The 19,106-nt window shown below is 59.8% G+C and carries 18 protein-coding genes; 1 reads left to right on the forward strand and 17 read right to left on the reverse strand.

Annotation, left to right across the window (positions count from 1 at the left end):
* Entirely contained in the window at positions 1-2,379 is a 2,379-nt protein-coding gene (gene ppsA, locus VF285_RS13600) for a phosphoenolpyruvate synthase (RefSeq protein ID WP_346953173.1), read from the reverse strand.
* 176 nt (positions 2,380-2,555) lie between these two features.
* Here ppsA and ppsR point away from each other — a divergent pair, with 176 nt between their 5' ends.
* The gene (gene ppsR / locus VF285_RS13605; protein ID WP_346953308.1) at positions 2,556-3,389 is read left to right on the forward strand and encodes a posphoenolpyruvate synthetase regulatory kinase/phosphorylase PpsR; all 834 of its coding nucleotides are present in this window, start codon (positions 2,556-2,558) and stop codon (positions 3,387-3,389) included.
* Here the strand turns inward: ppsR and VF285_RS13610 are convergent.
* The 16 genes from VF285_RS13610 to rpsB all read right to left on the reverse strand — a co-directional run bounded on the left by VF285_RS13610 (position 3,352) and on the right by rpsB (position 18,861).
* Positions 3,352-4,167, reverse strand: coding sequence for an RNA methyltransferase (locus tag VF285_RS13610; RefSeq protein WP_346953174.1), 816 nt, complete (start codon positions 4,165-4,167; stop codon positions 3,352-3,354). The two genes, ppsR and VF285_RS13610, sit on opposite strands and share 38 nt — an antisense overlap.
* On the reverse strand, positions 4,164-4,796 hold the full coding sequence (gene rnhB, locus VF285_RS13615; protein WP_346953175.1) for a ribonuclease HII: 633 nt from the start codon (positions 4,794-4,796) through the stop codon (positions 4,164-4,166). The genes VF285_RS13610 and rnhB overlap by 4 nt, the downstream gene beginning before the upstream one ends.
* A complete protein-coding gene (lpxB, locus tag VF285_RS13620; protein ID WP_346953176.1) occupies positions 4,789-6,006 on the reverse strand; it encodes a lipid-A-disaccharide synthase in 1,218 nt (405 codons plus the stop codon). The genes rnhB and lpxB overlap by 8 nt, the downstream gene beginning before the upstream one ends.
* The gene (gene lpxA, locus VF285_RS13625; protein ID WP_346953177.1) at positions 6,003-6,800 is read right to left on the reverse strand and encodes an acyl-ACP--UDP-N-acetylglucosamine O-acyltransferase; all 798 of its coding nucleotides are present in this window, start codon (positions 6,798-6,800) and stop codon (positions 6,003-6,005) included. Before lpxA ends, lpxB begins: the two co-directional genes overlap by 4 nt.
* Positions 6,800-7,252 (reverse strand): 3-hydroxyacyl-ACP dehydratase FabZ, encoded by a 453-nt coding sequence (gene fabZ, locus VF285_RS13630; RefSeq protein WP_346953178.1) that lies wholly within the window; start codon positions 7,250-7,252, stop codon positions 6,800-6,802. Before fabZ ends, lpxA begins: the two co-directional genes overlap by 1 nt.
* Positions 7,252-8,397 (reverse strand): UDP-3-O-(3-hydroxymyristoyl)glucosamine N-acyltransferase, encoded by a 1,146-nt coding sequence (gene lpxD / locus VF285_RS13635; RefSeq protein ID WP_346953179.1) that lies wholly within the window; start codon positions 8,395-8,397, stop codon positions 7,252-7,254. The genes fabZ and lpxD overlap by 1 nt, the downstream gene beginning before the upstream one ends.
* 6 nt (positions 8,398-8,403) lie before the next feature.
* On the reverse strand, positions 8,404-8,889 hold the full coding sequence (locus VF285_RS13640; protein ID WP_346953309.1) for an OmpH family outer membrane protein: 486 nt from the start codon (positions 8,887-8,889) through the stop codon (positions 8,404-8,406).
* A 129-nt stretch (positions 8,890-9,018) separates the two neighbouring features.
* Positions 9,019-11,391, reverse strand: a complete 2,373-nt coding sequence (gene bamA, locus VF285_RS13645) for an outer membrane protein assembly factor BamA (RefSeq protein WP_346953180.1) — start codon at positions 11,389-11,391, stop codon at positions 9,019-9,021.
* 69 nt (positions 11,392-11,460) lie between these two features.
* A complete protein-coding gene (rseP, locus tag VF285_RS13650; RefSeq protein WP_346953181.1) occupies positions 11,461-12,801 on the reverse strand; it encodes an RIP metalloprotease RseP in 1,341 nt (446 codons plus the stop codon).
* 12 nt (positions 12,802-12,813) lie between these two features.
* Positions 12,814-14,022 carry a 1-deoxy-D-xylulose-5-phosphate reductoisomerase gene (gene ispC, locus VF285_RS13655; protein ID WP_346953182.1) on the reverse strand — a complete coding sequence of 403 codons (1,209 nt, stop codon included), beginning with the start codon at positions 14,020-14,022 and terminating at the stop codon, positions 12,814-12,816.
* A gap of 20 nt (positions 14,023-14,042) precedes the next feature.
* Positions 14,043-14,882, reverse strand: a complete 840-nt coding sequence (locus tag VF285_RS13660; RefSeq protein ID WP_346953183.1) for a phosphatidate cytidylyltransferase — start codon at positions 14,880-14,882, stop codon at positions 14,043-14,045.
* A 24-nt stretch (positions 14,883-14,906) separates the two neighbouring features.
* Positions 14,907-15,668, reverse strand: a complete 762-nt coding sequence (uppS, locus tag VF285_RS13665; protein ID WP_346953184.1) for a polyprenyl diphosphate synthase — start codon at positions 15,666-15,668, stop codon at positions 14,907-14,909.
* A gap of 23 nt (positions 15,669-15,691) precedes the next feature.
* Positions 15,692-16,252 (reverse strand): ribosome recycling factor, encoded by a 561-nt coding sequence (gene frr / locus VF285_RS13670; RefSeq protein WP_346953185.1) that lies wholly within the window; start codon positions 16,250-16,252, stop codon positions 15,692-15,694.
* 15 nt (positions 16,253-16,267) lie between these two features.
* Positions 16,268-16,984 (reverse strand): UMP kinase, encoded by a 717-nt coding sequence (gene pyrH / locus VF285_RS13675; protein WP_346953186.1) that lies wholly within the window; start codon positions 16,982-16,984, stop codon positions 16,268-16,270.
* A gap of 150 nt (positions 16,985-17,134) precedes the next feature.
* Positions 17,135-18,010, reverse strand: a complete 876-nt coding sequence (tsf, locus tag VF285_RS13680) for a translation elongation factor Ts (protein ID WP_346953187.1) — start codon at positions 18,008-18,010, stop codon at positions 17,135-17,137.
* Between the two features lie 98 nt (positions 18,011-18,108).
* The gene (gene rpsB, locus VF285_RS13685; protein WP_346953188.1) at positions 18,109-18,861 is read right to left on the reverse strand and encodes a 30S ribosomal protein S2; all 753 of its coding nucleotides are present in this window, start codon (positions 18,859-18,861) and stop codon (positions 18,109-18,111) included.
* Positions 18,862-19,106: the final 245 nt, after the last annotated feature.

Consider the following 19,106-nt stretch of genomic DNA (forward strand, 5'->3'; position numbering starts at 1 on the left):
TTAGGCGGCTACCTCGGTCTTGGCCAACCGCTGCCAGGTATCCACTACGGTGTCCGGGTTCAACGAAATGGACAAAATGCCTTCATCGCGCAGCCACTGCGCGAGGTCGGCATGATCGCTGGGGCCTTGACCACAAATCCCGACATACTTCCCGGCCTTCAGGCAGGCCTGGATAGCGCGTTGCAGCATGAAGCGTACCGCTGCATCGCGCTCGTCGAAGTCGGCAGCCAGCAGTTCCATGCCCGAGTCACGATCCAGTCCGAGGGTCAATTGGGTCATGTCGTTGGAGCCAATCGAGAAGCCGTCAAAGTACTGCAAGAATTCGTCGGCCAAGATGGCGTTGGATGGCACCTCGCACATCATGATGAGGCGCAGGCCATTTTCGCCACGCTTGAGCCCGTGGGCCGCCAGCAGCTCCACCACTTTCCTGGCCTGGTTCAGCGTGCGTACGAACGGCACCATGACCTCGACGTTGACCAGCCCCATTTCGTCGCGTACTTTCTTCAGCGCTTCGCATTCCATACGGAAACACTCGGCAAAGTCGTCGGAGATGTACCGGGACGCCCCACGGAACCCCAGCATGGGGTTTTCTTCTTCGGGTTCATAGCGGGAGCCCCCCACCAGCTTGCGGTACTCGTTGGACTTGAAGTCGGACAGGCGCACGATCACGGGCTTGGGGTAGAACGCTGCAGCAATGGTTGCCACCCCTTCAGCGACCTTGTCCACGAAAAACGCGCGCGGGCTGGCATAGCCTCGAGCGGCAGACTCGACGGCCTTCTTGAGATCGGCATCCACATTGGGGTAGTCGAGAATGGCCTTGGGGTGCACGTTGATGTTGTTGTTGATAATGAATTCGAGGCGGGCAAGACCAACACCGGCATTCGGAATCTGTGAAAAATCGAATGCCAGCTGAGGATTGCCGACGTTCATCATGACCTTCAGGCCAATCGGCGGCATTTCGCCCCAGCGAACTTCTTCGACCTCGGTTTCAATGAGTCCATCGTAGATGCGGCCTTCGTCGCCCTCGGCGCACGACACAGTGACCTCACGCCCGTTGGCGAGCACGTCCGTCGCGTCTGCACACCCCACGACAGCGGGGATGCCCAGTTCACGGGCAATGATGGCCGCGTGGCAGGTCCGCCCGCCCCGATTGGTGACAATGGCCGAGGCGAGTTTCATGACGGGTTCCCAGTTGGGGTCGGTCATGTCGGTCACGAGAATGTCACCCTGGCGCACCTTGTCCATTTCGGAGGCGTCGCCTACAACCCGCACCGTGCCGGAGCCGATTTTCTGGCCAATGGCCCGCCCACGCACCAGGACCTCGCCGGTCGCCTTGAGGCGATAGCGCTCTTGCACATCATGGTGACCCTGCTGCGATTTCACGGTTTCGGGCCGTGCCTGCAAGATGTAGAGCTTGCCGTCGATGCCGTCCCGACCCCACTCGATGTCCATCGGACGCTGATAGTGCGATTCGATAATGGTTGCGTAACGCGCGAGCTCGATGATTTCTTCGTCAGTGAGCGAATAGCGATTGCGCTCGGACGCAGGCACCTCGACCGTACGCACGGCATGGCCCGAGGCACGCTGCTCGTCGAATTCCATCTTGATCAGTTTGGAACCAATGCGCCGACTGATGATCGGATAATGCCCCGAAGCCAGCGTCGGTTTGAAGACATAGAACTCGTCGGGGTTTACAGCCCCCTGGACGACGGTTTCGCCCAGGCCATAGGATGAGGTGATAAACACGACACCCTTGAACCCGGATTCGGTATCCAGCGTGAACATGACGCCTGCACTGCCTTTGTCGGAGCGCACCATGCGTTGGATGCCGGCAGAAAGCGCAACCTCGGCGTGGGCATACCCCTTATGGACCCGATAGGAAATGGCGCGGTCGTTGTAGAGCGAGGCAAAGACCTGCCGGATTTTTTCCAGCACGTCGTCAATACCCACCACGTTCAGGTACGTTTCTTGCTGCCCGGCAAAAGAGGCGTCCGGCAAGTCTTCGGCCGTCGCAGACGAACGCACGGCGAAGGAACCCTTGCCATCAGAGTCCAGCTTGGCAAAGGAATCACGAACGGCCGCTTCGAATTCGGCCGGAAATGGAGCATCGATCACCCATTGGCGAATCTCGGCGCCTGCGGCTGCCAGCTCACGTACGTCTTCAGCATTGAGGGAAGCCAACCGCTGATTGATGCGCTCGTTCAAACCGGAAGTTTTCAGGAAGGCACGAAAAGCATCGGCGGTGGTTGCAAACCCACCCGGGACGCGAACGCCGGCCGTGGCCAGCTGACTGATCATTTCACCTAGGGAAGCGTTTTTACCTCCGACCGAGTCTACGTCCGTCATGCGGAGCTGCTCGAATGGTACAACGTACGACATGATGTCACCTTTAAGATAGAGAAAGCGTGTTTGCCCGATGCACGCCGTATCAACAGAGTTATTGCAATGCAATAACCGTCGTCGCGTGCACCCGGCAAACCAGCCTTGCCTCCACCTCGAGGGACTGGTAACCTTTGGCGGATTGTACCGTTTCTGACGCTGGATGGATCAAATTGATAGACGAATCTCCTCTGGAGCGCACCGTATTCATCGTGTCCGACAGCACCGGGATCACGGCTGAAACCTTCAGCCACTCAGTTCTTTCCCAATTCGAGACCATCGCATTTCAGGCGGTTCGCCTCCCCTTCGTGGATTCAATCGAGAAGGCCGATGCGGCAGCGCGCAAGATCGCCCAAAAGTCGTCCGAGGGTGGCCCACCGCCCCTGGTATTCAGCACATTGGTCGACCCTGAAATCGCCAGCCACATCCGCTCGGCACCCTGTATCTTTCTGGATCTTTTCGGCGCCTTCGTGCATCGCCTCGAACGCATCCTGAACGCCAGCGCCAACCGTTCAGTGGGCCGATCCCATACCAATGGCCTCAGCAAGCAGTACAACAACCGGATCGAGGCCATCAATTTCAGCCTCGCACACGACGACGGGCAATACATTCAAGGCTTGGAGCAGGCCGACGTAATCCTGGTCGGGGTTTCGCGTTGTGGCAAGACGCCGACCAGCCTTTACCTTGCAATGCAATACGCGGTCAAGGCGGCAAACTACCCCCTCATCCCCGAAGACTTCGAACGTGCCGCCTTGCCGGCCACGCTGCTGCCCTTCAGGCGCAAGCTGTTCGGGCTCTCGATCCAGCCAGAACGGCTGGCCGAAGTCCGCAACGAGCGCCGCCCCAACAGCGTCTACGCATCATTGCGGCAATGCCGCGACGAAGTCGCTAATTCCGAGCGCTTGATGCGGATGGAGAACATCCCTTGGCTGTCCACGACGACGCGATCCATCGAAGAGATCTCGACCAAAATCATGGACGAAGTGGGCCTGGATCGGATGACGTACTAAGCTGCTGGCGGCGCTGCTCGAATAGACAGATCGCAGCTGCCGCGGCCACGTTCAAGGACTCCACCTGCGGCGCTTGTGGAATACGTACCCGGCGCGTTGCGCGTGTCTGCCATTGGGGTGCGACGCCTTGCCCTTCATTGCCAAACAGCCAGGCGCAGGGCCCGCGCAGGTCCAGGGCATAGAGCGAATCAGCCCGATCCAGCGTTGTGACCGCCAAAGGAACTGCCAATCGCTCGAAGAGCTCGGGCAGTTCAACGCGCTCATGAATCGCCAACACAAAGTGTGCGCCTTGTCCGCTGCGCAAGACCTTGGGCGCCCAGGCTTGCACGCAGCCTGTCGACAGAAAAATCTGTCTGAGGCCTGCCGCCGCTGCAGTGCGCAGGAGCGTTCCCAGATTGCCCGGGTCCTGAACCCGATCCAGACACAGGCAGGACTCATGAATCTCAGGGGGCAGTTCAGGCGCCGGCGGTCGCACGATGCAAAACACGGCTGGCCCCTGCTCGACCCGAGAGAGCTCTCGCGCCAGGGAATCCTGAAGCACCACACGTCGTGCCGATGCACACCTTATCCACAAGGATTGCACCCACGGGAGTGTTTGGGCGGCCTCCCCCACGATGAGCATGTCCGGCATGCCTTGTGCCTCACACCAGGCTTCGCACAGGTGCTGCCCCTCCAGCAGCGCAGCGCCACGCCCTCCCCTACCCTGTGAAAGCTTCATCCAGACACGAAAATCAGGATTCTCGCGTGAGGCAATGTGTCGCGTCGAATCGGTCGTCACTGGGGGTCCCCAAGGTGTTGCTCATACCAGACCCTGACCGGCGCAAAACTGCGTCGGTGCGCCGGACACGGACCATGGAGTGCCAGCCGCGCCAGATGCAAGACCGTCCCATATCCTTTGTGCTGATCAAAGGCATACTGCGGGTATTGCTCATGCAACCGCAAACACCACGCATCGCGTGCAGTCTTTGCCAAAATAGAGGCGGCCGCAATGGCGGCTTCGGAACCATCGCCCCCTACCACCGCCTGGGCCGGGGCCGGAAGTCCTCGTGGTAGCCGATTGCCATCGACCAGGATCAACTGGGGTACGCGAGACAGAGCCAGACACGCGCGGCGCATGGCGAGCAGGCTCGCCTGCAGGATATTGAGGCGGTCGATCTCTCCGACAGAGGCCGTCGCGACCGCCCAGGCGAGCGCACGTTGACGAATTTCTTGAGCCAGCCCCTCGCGTCGCAGCGGTGACAGCCGCTTCGAGTCATCCAGGCCCATGATGGGCGCGTCCGGGTTCAGAATGACCGCTGCCGCGTAGACCGGCCCCGCGAGTGGTCCGCGGCCCGCCTCATCGATTCCGGCCACCCATGCGGCTTCTGGGCGGGTATCAAACAGATCGGCTTGTACGCGCCTAGGCACCGCAGACCTCGAGAATGGCACGAGCGGCGAGGGCCGGAGTGTCGCGCGAAAGGCTCTGGTGCAATTCGGTGAAGCGCTGCTGCACACGAACCTTCTGCTGAACATCGGTCAGCGCCTTCCAGGTCTCCGCAGCCAGAGCGTCAGGCGTGGCCGCCTCCTGCAGGAGCTCAGGCACCACGAATTCCCGCGCGAGAATGTTCGGCAGCCCCACCCACGGAAGACTGGGGCCATTCTGCCCCGATTTCCAGGCCATCAGACGCCGCATCCACGGCGTGATTGCATACGAAATCACCATAGGCCGCTTGAACAACGCTGTTTCCAGGGTTGCGGTTCCACTGGCGACCAGGACTGCGTCGGCAGCCTCCATTGCATGCCAACCCACGGGCCAGGCGGTCCGATCCACCCCGTCAGCGCACGGACCGCTGCCAGACTCTCCGGGCACTGCAAGCCCCTGGAGGACGCGGCACCCCGAAACCAGGTACTGAGCCTGGATTGCTTCAAACTGTGCACGTCGTTGCGCGTTGACCATGGGAACCACCACCTGCAATGTGGGGTCCTGCGATTTCAGGCGCTGGACCGCTTGCAAGAATCGAGGTGCCAACAATCGAATCTCGGATTCGCGGCTGCCTGGCAACACGGCCAGGACTCGCCGCGACGCGTCCAGCCCAAGGCGTGCGCAGGCCGCCTGCCTGTCGGGTCGTACAGGAATAAGTTCTGCCAACGGATGCCCGACATAGGTCACCGGAATACCCTGTTCGCGATACAGAGATTCTTCGAAGGGAAACAGCACCAGCATATGAGACACCGCCCGCCGAATCTGGTGAATGCGCTCGAAACGCCAAGCCCAGATCGAAGGCCCCACGAAATGCACGGTAGGAATGCCAGCCACCCGAATCTTTTCCTCGAGGCGCAGATTGAAGTCGGGCGCGTCCACTCCGATGAAGACATCCGGGCGCTGCGCGAGCACCCTGCGCCGAGTATCGCGCCAAATACGAATCAGGCTGGGCGCGCGCCTGAGTGCATCCACATAACCAAACACGGACAGGGCATCCATGGGATGCCAGGCCTCAAGCCCGGCGCGGGTCATTTCCGGCCCCCCGATGCCCATGACCTGAATCTGCGATGCGCTCGCCTGCAGGCCCCGAATCATGCGAGCAGCCAGCAGGTCACCCGATGGCTCGCCCGCCACGATGGCGGCGCGCACGGTCATGGGCGGGCGATGCCCCGATCAGATGCCTGGAGAAACTCCACGAGCGCCTGTACCGCTGCCCGCTCGGCCGGATGCTCTGTTTGCAGAGCCAACAAAGCCTCGATGGCCTGATCGATCTTCAGCTTGCGACGGTAGAGAATCTTGTATGCCTCACGGAGCACCTGAATGTCCTGTTCGGTAAAGCCCCGTCGAGACAAGCCTTCGGAATTGATGCCGATGGGCCGAAAGGAATCACCCGCACCGATCATGTAAGGCGGCACATCCTGCCGCACAGAACTGGTGCCGCCGATCATGACGTGGGCGCCAATATGGACGAACTGGTGCACGGCCGACAATCCGCCCAGGATCGCCCAATCCCCAATGTGGATATGGCCGGCGAGTTGCACCGAATTGGCGATGACGGTGTGATTGCCAATCTGGCAGTCGTGGGCAATGTGCACGTAGGCCATGACCCAGTTGTCATCGCCCAAGCGAGTGGTACCGACGTCTTGTGCAGTACCGGTGTTGACGGTCACGAATTCTCGGAACGTATTACCTGCACCTATCGTGAGTGCCGTCTCTTCGCCTGCATATTTTTTATCTTGGGGAATCCCGCCAATGGAGCAAAAACGATAGAAATGACTGTTGGGCCCTACCGTGGTATGCCCGTCGATGACGCAATGCTCGCCCACCCGCGTACCGGCCCCCAGGTGAACGTGTGCTCCGATAATACTGTAAGGCCCAATCGTGACGCCCTCTTCGAGCACGGCCCCTGGCGCCACGATTGCGGTGGGGTGAATCTGTGCTGCGGCCATCACTCCTCCAGAATGCGCACCGCACACATGATTTTGGCCTCGGCGGCCACTTGATCGCCTACTTTGGCCACTGCCGTGTACTTGCAAATCGAACGGCTGAGCTTGTCGGCCGAGACTTCCATGCGCAATTGGTCGCCCGGCACGACGGGGCGGCGAAAGCGGGCGCCATCGACACCGACCAGGTAGTATGCAATCTTGGTGCTGGCAAGATTCGGAGCGCCCGCATCCGCAAATGAGAACAGCGCCGCAGCCTGTGCCAGGGCCTCGATGATGAGCACGCCCGGCATCACCGGGTGGTGCGCAAAATGCCCCTGAAAAAAAGGCTCGTTGTAGGTGACATTCTTGATGGCCACGATGCTCTTGCCAGGGTCCATTTCCAGGACGCGGTCCACGAGCAGCATCGGCTGTCGGTGCGGCAGCCGTTCCATGATGTCCTTGATATCGAGTTCCATTATTCTCTGTCCTGCTGGTTATCCGTTGGCCGATCGGCCCCCTGGACGCAACCGTTTCGTTCGACGGCACGCACGCGCTTCCGAAGCCGTGCCAGTTGACCAATCACCGCCGCATTATGCTGCCAGGCCGAATGCTCGGCCACTGGAAATACCCCTGTGTAGCGCCCGGCTTCCAGGATGTCGGAGGTAACGGCAGTTCCTCCTGAAATATGCACATCGTCTCCAAGCGTCAAGTGGCCGCCGAACATGGCCGCCCCGCCAATGACGCAGCGCTTGCCCATGGTGGTAGACCCGGCCACGCCAACACACGCAGCCATCGCCGTATGATCGCCAATCTGGCAATTATGGCCGATCATGATCTGGTTATCGAGCTTGACCCCGTTTCCCAGCACCGTGTCTTCGACAGCACCACGGTCCACCGTCGTATTGGCGCCGATTTCGACGTCGTTTCCGATGGTCACGCTCCCCAGCTGTGCGATCTTGGCCCAAGCGCCGGACGTGCGAGGGTCCGGGGCGAAGCCAAAGCCATCCGCACCGATCACTGCACCCGCGTGAAGAATGGCGCGGGCACCTATCCGGACCCCGTGATAGAGCGTGACATGCGCGTGCAGCAGACTGTCGGGGCCCACAACGCAGCCAGGGCCAATTACGCAACCCGCGCCGACACGGACGTTCGCATGCAGGTGTGTTCCCGATTCGATGACCGACAGGGGTCCAATGCTCACGCCATCGTCCAGCACGGCGTCGTCTGCAACGACGGCACTAGGGTGAATACCGGTCGGCAGCCCCGCCAGACGGTGATGATCGAACCACTGCGCGAGCAACGCATACATCAGGTAGGGTTGCCCGCACAGCACCGCGACCCAGTCCACTGGGGCCTGATGCCGCGCGCGAAAGGCTTTCCAGTCTTCGGGACGAAGAATCACTGCGGCAGCGCGGCACGCATCCAGCTGCGCGTGCAGACGCGGATTCGAAAGAAAGCTGATCTCGCTGCCAGCCGCAGAAGAGAGCGACCCGATCCCGCCAATATGCGGGTCGGGCCTGGCCGAAGGAAGGTCCAACGACCAACCCAGCCCTACCGTATCGGCTGCGCGAAGAAGCTCCGATAACGCAGGAGCCCTCTCGGGCAGGAGCAGCACAGGCATTGGCGATCAGCCGCCCAACGCCTTGATGACTTGGTCCGTGATGTCCACACGCGGGCTGACCGTCACGGCATCCTGGATGATCAGATCGTAATTTTGCTGTTGCGCGATCTTCTTGATAGCCGCGTCGGCCTTCTCGACGATGGCCGAGAACTCTTCGTTGCGCCGACGGTTGAAGTCTTCCTGGAATTCGCGGCGCTTACGTTGCAGGTCGGAGTCCATGTCCTGGAGCTGACGCTGACGCTTGATGCGATCGGCTTCGGAGAGAACCGGGGCGTCCTTGTCGAGCTTTTGTGCCTGAGCGCGCAGATCATCTGCCTCTTTCTGCAAACTTTGATTGCGCGCCTTGAATTCGGCCTCGATCTTGGCTTGAGCCGCCTTGGCAGGCTTGGAATCTCTTAGGATACGCTCGGTGCTGACGAACCCGATCTTGGTACCCTGGGCATACGAGGCAGAAACGGGCAGTGCGCCAAGCCCAACGACTGCAGCCAGCATAAAGACAAAGGGCCCGCGCGAAACGCGAGAAGCCACGGCTGAAAACTTCAAACCTGAAAGAAACATGATGTGGAATCCACCTGGGACAGACAACGTAAAAGGGTCTATTTTGCCATTAAACGGCTAGCTTCAGAAGCCGGTGCCGATCTGGAACTGGAAGATCTGCTTTTGATCGCCTTCCTTTGCATTCAAGGCATGGCCAAAAGAAATTTGCAGCGGCCCGACCGGAGATTCCCAGGACAAGCCAAGACCCGCAGAATACTTCCATCCACATGGGTCTGCTACAGCGCCATCGATCCCTTGTGCACAAGCCGACCCATCGGTGTTTCCGACTTGCCCCGCGTCGGTGAACACGAACCAGCGCAACGTCTTGTCACGCGAAGCGCCCGGGAACGGCAGATACAGCTGCGCATTCGCTACATAACGACGGGAGCCCCCCAGGAAGGTCCCGGTCAAGGTGTCCTGTGGCCCCAGAGAAGCCCCCTGGAACCCGCGCACCGACCCGATACCACCGGCAAACATGTTCTTGATTACAGGGAAGGCCTTGCCGGATTCACCATACGTCTTGGCCCAATCAGCCTGGCCATTCAGTGCAAAGGTGAACGCACGACCAATCGGCCAATAGAACTGTTGCTGCCCGCTGAACTTATAGTACTTGAGGTCCATGGTCGACACGTCGGTCGACACGCGGGTGTAACTGCCCTTGTGCGGCGCCAGCGCGCTGTCGCGCGTATCTTTCTGCCACCCTACCGTGAAGATCGCGGCGTTGGTGGTGTCGCCATACTGATCCACGAAATTCTGGTAGGCCAACGGGGCGGGATTGGTGCTGAGGTCCGTCCCCATGTTCATGTCCTGCAAGGCATTACGCTCAAGCGTCACCCCCGCAAAGACACGGTCCGTTTCAGAAATTGGCACCCCGAAATTAAGGCCAAAGCCCAGGGATTGCACCTGATACCAACCCAGCGACCCACTGCCTGCTACATCGTATGGTGTCACCCGGCGGTAGTACAAGGATGTGGTCTTGCTGATGCCGTCCTGGGTCCAGTAAGGATTGGTATGAGACAGAACCACGGCGCGATTGTACGCACTGGTGTTGACGTTCAGGGAAAGCGAATTGCCACTGCCGAAAACGTTGTCCTGGCTGATGCCGGCTGACAGCATGACCTTGTCGGTGGATCCATACCCGACGCCAAGATTCACCATACCAGTGGGCTTTTCTTTCACGTTCACGTCGACGTCGACCTGATCGGGAGAACCCGGTACGGGGTCGGTCTTGACGTTTACGTCGGTGAAGTAGCCCAGACGATCGATACGATCTTTGGATGTCTTGATGCTCGAGGCGTCATACCAGGCGGACTCCTGCTGACGCATCTCGCGCCGCACTACTGCGTCACGCGTACGGGTATTGCCACCAATGTTGATGCGACGTACGTAGACGCGCCGGCCCGGATCGACATAGAACGTGAGGCTCGCCACATGCTTCTCACGGTCGAGCACCGGGTTCGGATTGACATTGGCAAATGCATAGCCCAGCGACCCGAGATAATCAGTGATGGACTTTGCAATCGCATTGGTCTTCTCGGCAGAGAAAGTCTCGCCTTCTTTGACTGTTACCAGCGGCTTGAGCTTGGCATCGAGCCCCAGCAGGTCACCAGCAAGTTCAACCTTGCCCAGCTTGTACGGCTTGCCTTCGTGCAGAGAGAACGTGAGGTAGATCGACTTGCGGTCTGGAGAAATTGTGACTTGGGGAGGCTCCATCGAGAACTCGAGGTAACCGCGATCCAGATAATACGAGCGAATGCGCTCGACGTCGCCCTCGAGCTTCTCGCGCGAGTACTTGTTGGTACCGGTGTACCAGGTCATGATGCCGCCGGTCGTGAGCTCCATCTGGTCTTCCAGCGTACCGGAAGAAAACGTTTTGTTGCCAATGAATTCGATGCGCGAAATGGTGGCAACACTGCCTTCGAAGATGTCGAAGCTGACCCCAACGCGATTGCGCGGCAACGGCGTAATGACCGGATTGATCTGAACGCCGTACTTTCCCTTGGAAAGATACTGTTGCTTGAGTTCGAAAGCGGCCTTGTCGAGCATGGCCTGGTCAAAAATGCGACCTTCACCGAAACCAACACCAGCCAACGCCTTGGTCAGCTCTTTGGCATCGAACTCACGCATGCCGTTGAAAGAAATCGAGGCAATGGTGGGACGCTCGGCTACCGACACCACCAGGACGTTTCCTTTGGCATCGATCTTGACGTCACTGAAGAACCCGGTTCCGTACAGCTTCTGAATGGCTGCGGAAGCCTCTTGCTCTGTGAAGGTTTCGCCGACCTTAACCGGCAGATAGGTAAAAATGGTGCCTGGATCCACGCGTTCAAGTCCCTTGACTTGAATATCCCGCACGACGAACGGCGTGAAGGCCGAAGCCACCGCCGGCACGAGCAATGTCGCCAACATCAGCGCAAGTGCAGGTTTGGACAAACGAAACTTCCGCGGAGATAACATCCTGGAGATCCTCTTTAACCCGTAGGAGACAAGGCAACAAACGATGCGCGATTGTAAGTCACAACCCCGTCAGCTGAAAAGCCGCTCAAAGTCGTTGAACAAGGCCAGCACGGTGAGCCCCACAACGGTCGCCAGCCCCAGGCGCAGGCCCACGTCGCGCACCCTTGCCGAGACAGGCCGACCACCCCTCAGCGCTTCAATCACGTAGAACAGCAGATGCCCGCCATCGAGCATGGGAATGGGCAGCAGATTCAGCACGCCGATGCTGATGCTGATGAGAGCCAGAAACCCCAGATAGGCCTCCAGTCCAAGCCGCGCAGTCTGCCCCGCATATTCTGCAATGGTGACAGGGCCGCTGATGTTGCGCCACGAGGATTCACCCACCACCATGCGGCCCAACATGCGCAGTGTGAGAGCACTCATCTGTGCCGTGCGCCTGACCCCGGTCGCGATACTGTCCAGAAGCCCCTCCCGAACCAGCACCTGTGGTCTCTGCGCCTGGATGAGAGCTCCAATTCGACCTACCGGTCGACCCTGCGCGTCCTGCTCTGGCCGGGGAGTCACGACCAGCGGCACTAAAGCGCCATGGCGCCACACCGTCAAAGAAAGCTTTTTACCCGCGTGCTCCTGCACGGCAGAGACGAACTGCTGCACCGTGGGCTGCGAGAGATCCCCAACCGATCGAATCTGGTCTTCAGGCTCCAAACCAGCGGCCTGCGCAGCCCCACCCTGGGTCAGCGTGCCCACCACAGGGACGGGCGAGGCAAGCATCAGGCCAGCGGCCGAAAGGGGATCGGTTCCTTGGGCTGATGCATGCGACAGCCCAGGTACCTGAAGCTTCACGATGCGGTCTACGCCCTCCGGAGAGCGAGTGCCGAGTGTGACGGTACCGCCCAAGGCCAGCGGCTCCATGAGCCGCCAGCGCGCCTGCGTCCAGGATTCGACGGGGGCGCCATCCACTGTCGTCAATACGCTGCCCGCCGCAATCGTTGCCTCGGCGGCCGGGCTATGCGCTGGAGGGGTTGCGAGAACAGCGACCGGTTCCTGGCTGCCCCACATTCCCAGAACAGCATAGAGCACCGCAGCCAGCAACAAATTGGCGGCAGGTCCGGCCAAAACGACCGCGACCCTGCGCCAGAGCGGCTGCCGGTTGAACACCTTGCGCGCGACCTCGGGCGCAGCGCCAATCGGCGCATCGTCGAGCATCTTGACATATCCGCCCAACGGCAGAGCCGACAACACCCACTCGGTTCCGCGCCTGTCCACACGACGCAGCAAGACGGGGCCAAAACCAACGGAAAACCGCAGGACGGGCACGCCACACCATCGTGCCACGAGGTAGTGCCCCCACTCGTGGAAGACGACAAGCACCCCGAGCGCAACGGCGAAAGCCAACAAGGTCAGCAACATGAGCGCCCCACGTCAGGCGGCCTGCCGGCACAACTGAGCCGCCATACGGCGGGTCCGGGAGTCGATCTCGAGGACTTCATCGAGGGACTCCGGCGTGGTGGAGGCACCTGCAGCAGAATCCTCAAGGCACTGCTCGATAATGGCCGGGATTTGCGTATACCGCAGGCGCCCATTCAGAAAGCCCTCGACAGCCACCTCGTTGGCGGCATTGAGCGTAATACAGGCCCCCTGCCCCTGTTTCAGCGCATTCAATGAAAGGCGCAGGCAAGGGAAACGCACCAGATCGGGAGCCTCGAAGTCGAGATGCCCCAGACGTGTGAGCTCGAGCAGCCCCACCCCGCTGTGGATACGATCGGGAAAGCCCAGGCCAAAGGCAATAGGCGTGCGCATGTCGGGTTGGCCAAGTTGCGCAAGCACAGACCCGTCGTCGTACTCCACCATGGAATGCACCACACTCTGTGGATGCACCACCACCTGGATTCGGTCCACGGGCATGGAGAACAGCCAATGCGCCTCGATCACTTCGAGTCCCTTGTTCAGCATCGTGGCAGAATCCACGGAGATTTTGCGACCCATGCGCCAATTGGGGTGGGCACAGGCCTCGTCGGGAGTGACGTGTTCCAGCTGCGACAAGGCGGTGCACCGAAAAGGCCCGCCCGAAGCGGTGAGCAGCAAACGCCGCACACCCGGTGCCGGCTCAGCCGGCGCAAAGGACCGATCAGGCGTTTGTGGCAGGCACTGAAAAATGGCGTTGTGCTCGCTGTCGATGGGCAGGAGCTGCGCACCGTGCGTGCGCACGGCCCCCATGAACAAAGCGCCGGCCGCCACCAACGCTTCTTTATTCGCCAGAAGCACCCGTTTGCCCGCGCGCGCCGCTGCGAGCGCGCCGGGAAGGCCGGCCGCCCCGACAATGGCGGCCATGACCGCCGTGACTTCCGGATCGGCGGCTGTGTCGGCAAGCGCCTGTGCACCCTGACGAATTTCGGGCAAAACCTGCCCTGAAGGCCATGCAGCCATGAATCGGGCGCGCGCTGCGTCATCCGGAACCACCACGACACGAGCATGATGAGTGGCCGCCTGGGCTGCCAGGGCCTCGATGCGGGTGTGAGCAGTCAGCGCATAGACGGACAGCCGGTCTGGATGTCGACCCACGACATCCAAGGTACTCACTCCGATGGAACCTGTAGAACCCAGAATACAAAGACGATGAAGGACGGACATGACGCAGCGTCAAAAAAACATCAAAGGAACAGAAGAAGGAGAAGGGCCGCCGGAGCCACTGGCAGCACTGCATCGATGCGATCGTACACCCCGCCATGGCCAGGGAGCAGCTGGCTTGAATCCTTCACGCCTGCGCGGCGCTTGAGCAGTGATTCAAACAAGTCGCCGAAAATGGACCACGCTCCAAGCACGGCACCGACGACGACCAGCCAGACTCCGGCCAGATGGGAAGCCAGGAGCGCACCGAAACTGCCTGGCCACCACAACGCCGTGCCCAGAAGCCACAGAACGGCGGCCAACACCCCGCCCAGGGCACCTTCCCAACTCTTGCCCGGACTCACGCGCGGCGCAAGCTTGTGGCGCCCCACTGCACGACCCACAAAATAAGCCGCGATATCGGCGCACCAGATCAGGGCCCAGAGACTGATGAGCGCGGCCGCGCCCTGATACAGAAAAATCGATCCCAGCGCGAGCCAGGTTGCACCCAACACCCAAGCTCCCAGCACCGACAGAATCCACGGGCTCAGGAACGAAGGGAGACGAGCGCACAGCACCGAAGCCGGCGCAAGCAGAAGCCAAAAAAGGACGGCGCCCACCAGGATGACGACGCGCCACGCTCCCAAAGCCTCGATGGGGATCTGCTGCAGGGGAATTGCGGCTGCCACGAGCAGCAGAACGGCAAGAGCCCCCGCCTGGGCAGCATGAGGTGCATGAGGAAGCACCAGACGCAACCATTCCCACCATGCACAGCCGCACATCAATGCCAGCAAGACCATCATGGGCCACGGCGTCGGCGCCATGACCGCCAGCGCAATCACGAACAACAATACGGCGGCCGTGAAAATGCGCACACGCAGCATAAAAATGCCCTCGATGGAAGATGGTCAGGAACGTGCAGCCAGCTGCGCGCTGGTGCGCCCAAAGCGACGCTCACGGCCACGATACCACGCGAATGCAGCGTCTATGTCTTGGGCCTTGAAGTCGGGCCAGTAGCAGTCCGTGAAGTACAACTCGGTGTACGCAAGCTGCCAAATGAGAAAATTGGAGATCCGCTGTTCTCCCCCCGTACGGATGAACAGATCCGGCTCAGGAGCATACGCCATGGCAAGCCAAGGCTCGAGCATGGCCTCATCCATTTTATCGGGCTGTGAGATCAGTTCCGGATGTGCCGCCCACAAGGCCCTGATCGCCTGAAGAATGTCCCAGCGCCCACCATAATTGGCGGCAATCGTCAGCGTAAGAGCCGACTGATCCGCTGTGCGCTCTTCTGCGGCAAGAATGAGGCGCCGCAATTTTTCGTCGAACGCGCTGAGATCTCCCACGACGCGCAGGCGCACGCCCTGTTCCACCAGACGGCCCACTTCTTTTTCGAGCGTGCGTACGAACAGGCGCATGAGCAGCGAGACCTCTTGGGCAGGTCGGCGCCAGTTTTCGGAGCTGAAGGCGAAGAGTGTCAGGTATTCGACACCCCTTCGACCGCATGCCTCGACCACCCGCCGGACGGCCTGTACACCCCGGATATGGCCCGCCGTACGTGGCAGGTGCCGTTGCGTGGCCCAACGCCCATTGCCGTCCATGATGATGGCGACATGGCGAGGTGTCGGACCGGTCGTTGGAACCGCAAGGGTGGAACTGCTCTGGCTCATGCCATCTGTACCATGAAACGGGGTCAGACCGTCATGATCTCGGCTTCTTTCTGCGTGACAAGCTTCTCGATGTCAGCCACATAGCGATCTGTGAGCTTCTGGATCTCATCCTGACCGCGACGCTCATCGTCTTCCGAGAGCTCCTTGTCTTTCAGGAGCTTCTTCAAGGTTTCGTTGGCTTCACGGCGAAGGTTGCGAATCGCGATCTTGGAGTCCTCGCCCTCACCACGAACCACCTTGGTGAGGTCGCGACGGCGCTCTTCAGTGAGCGCAGGCATGGGCACGCGGATATTGTCTCCCATGGAAATGGGATTCAGACCCAGATCGGATTCCCGAATGGCTCTATCCACCGCTTGCGCCATGGTTTTTTCCCAGACCTGAACGCTGAGGGTGCGCGCATCGATCACGGATACGCTCGCCACCTGACTGACAGGGACTGGCGAACCGTAATACTCGACCAATACATGATCAAGTATGCCCGCGTGCGCGCGGCCCGTACGAATCTTGCCAAGATTGGCTTTCAACGATTCGATGGACTTGCCCATGCGATCGTCGGCGGATTGGCGGATGTCGGAGAGACTCATTCGGACTCCTATGTCTTATACCTGCACCAGGGTACCTTCGTCCTCGCCGCAAATCACGCGCCGAAGAGCCCCTGGCTTATTGATTGAAAATACCTTGATGGGCAGCTTCTGATCACGGCACAACGCGAACGCGGTCGCGTCCATGACCTCGAGGCGACGCACGATGGCCTCGTCGAAGCTGATGTGAGAATAGCGCGTCGCATTGGGATCCTTATTGGGGTCCGCACTGTAGATCCCATCCACCTTGGTGGCTTTCAGGACCATCTCGGCTCCCACCTCGGCACCCCGCAATGCAGCAGCCGTGTCGGTGGTAAAGAACGGATTGCCTGTCCCTGCCGCAAAGATGACGACCTTGCCTTCTTCAAGGTAGCGCAGCGCCTTTGGCCGAATGTAGCGCTCGACCACCTGATCGATGTTGAGCGCGGATTGCACTCGCGCATCCACGCCATGGTTCTTGAGAGCGTCCTGCAGCGCCAGGCCGTTCATGACGGTGGCGAGCATCCCCATGTAGTCGGCCGTCGCGCGGTCCATGCCCTGAGCCCCAGGCGCAACACCCCGAAAAATATTGCCACCACCGATGACGACGGCCAGCTGTACGCCCAGTGACACCACCCCGTGAATCTCTTCGGTCATGCGCAGGATAGTCGCACGATTGATACCGAAAGAATCTCCTCCCATCAGGGCTTCGCCCGAGAGTTTCAGGAGAACGCGCTTATAAGCGGGAGTAGACATGCACCGGATTCCTGGAAGGTTGACACTGAAAAATGGCCAAGCAACACGCAACTGCCGCGTAACGGAGCCCGCATGCTGCGCGCTGTCATCGTATACGAATTGCCTCGTTTCATCCTGGCCACTCGATGCAGCCAGGATGAAACGACAAGATTACGAGCCGCTAGCGGCCGCAGCAACTTCGGCGGCGAAGTCTTCAGACTTTTTCTCGACGCCTTCCCCCACCACGAACAGGGCGTAGCGGTTCACGCGAGCACCGCGCTCTTTCAGCATCTGAGCGACGGAGTGCTTGTCGTCCTTGATGAAGGGCTGAGACAGCAAGGTGACTTCTTTGAGAAACTTCTGGACCGAACCTTCGATCATCTTGGTGACGATTTCGGCAGGCTTGCCGGACTCGGCTGCTTTTTGTTCGGCAACGGAGCGCTCAGTCGCAATCAGCGCGGGGTCCACGCCGCTTGCATCCAGCGCCTTGGGCTTGGCTGCTGCAATCTGCATCGCCAGATCCTTGCCAGTTTCGTCGTTGCCTGCGTAGTCGACCAACGCGCCAATGCGTCCGCCATGCACGTAGCTATTGAGCGTGTCAGCCGTTTCGAAGCGCTGAAAGCGGCGAACCGCCATGTTCTCGCCAATCTTGCCCACCAGAGCTGCTCGCGTGGTTTCAACCGTGCCCTCGCCCATGGCCAACGAGCCCAATACAGCCACGTCGGCCGGATTATGCTCTGCCACCAGACGGGCTACCGCATTCACGAAACCAATGAAATCCTGGTTTTTTGCGACGAAGTCAGTTTCGCAGTTGACTTCGACCAACGCGCCCAACTTGCCGTCATCAGCGATATAAACGCCAACCAGGCCTTCGGCCGTGACACGGCTCGCGGCCTTGGATGCCTTGCTGCCCAGTTTTACGCGCAGCAATTCTTCGGCGTGAGCCATGTCGCCATCGGCCTCGGTCAACGCCTTCTTGCACTCCATCATGGGCGCGTCGGTTTTCTCGCGCAATTCCTTGACCATGGAAGCGGTAATTTGTGCCATCAGATTCTCCTGTTCAATCAGTGCGCACACTGGCAAGAGCCAGTATGCGGCGGGCGGCCGCAGCCGCCCGAGTCGGGACGAGGGAAATCAGAAACAGATTATTCCTGTTCCTGATCCTGCTCGACCTCGATGAACTCTTCGTTTTCGGCGAGTTCTTCGGTCAGGCCATTCAGGGCCTGCTCACGGCCTGCCAAAACGGCATCAGCCATACCGCGTGCATACAGCGCAATCGCCTTGGACGAATCGTCGTTACCCGGGATGACGTAATCGATGCCTTCCGGCGAGTGGTTGGTATCCACAACACCCACCACGGGGATGCCCAAGGTGCGTGCCTCGGCGATCGCAATCTTGTGATAGCCCACATCGATGACGAACAGTGCATCCGGCAGTGTGGTCATCTCTTTGATGCCACCGATGGACTTATTGAGCTTGGCCATCTCGCGTTCGAACATCAGACCTTCTTTTTTGGTCATGTGTTCAGTGGCACCTTCGGCCTGCTGCGCTTCCATGTCTTTCAGGCGCTTGATCGAGGTCTTGACCGTCTTGAAGTTGGTCATCATGCCACCCAGCCAGCGGGTGTCGACATAAGGCATGCCGCAGCGCTGCGCCTCGACGGCGAGGAGTTCGCGTGCCGAGCGCTTGGTGCCCACAAACAGCACCGTACCTCGACGAGCGGCAACCTGGCGCACATACTGGGTGGCTTCCAGGTATTTTTCGACCGTGCGTTCAAGATTGATGATGTGGATCTTGTTGCGCTGACCGAAGATGTATTCGGCCATCTTCGGGTTCCAGTAACGGGTCTGGTGACCAAAATGGACACCGGCTTCAAGCATTTCGCGCATAAGCGACATGAGATTCTCCAAAGGGTTCGATCTTGTACAGGGCCAGTATCCGGGACTAACATGAACCCACTTTCGGTTTCATCCAAGACACCCTAAGTAGCCAAGTACGCTATTTGCCACAATGCAAAAAACATCCGTCAGGCCGTTTTTCTGCTGACCGTTTTCGGGCTGTTCCACGCATTCGGCATGGGGCTTACAAAATAAAAGTAAGCCTATAATTCTACTATTCTTTCTATCAGTACATCAAGCGCCAC

The organism is Castellaniella sp. (genome assembly GCF_036379515.1).
Taxonomy (GTDB): Bacteria; Pseudomonadota; Gammaproteobacteria; order Burkholderiales; family Burkholderiaceae_B; genus Castellaniella.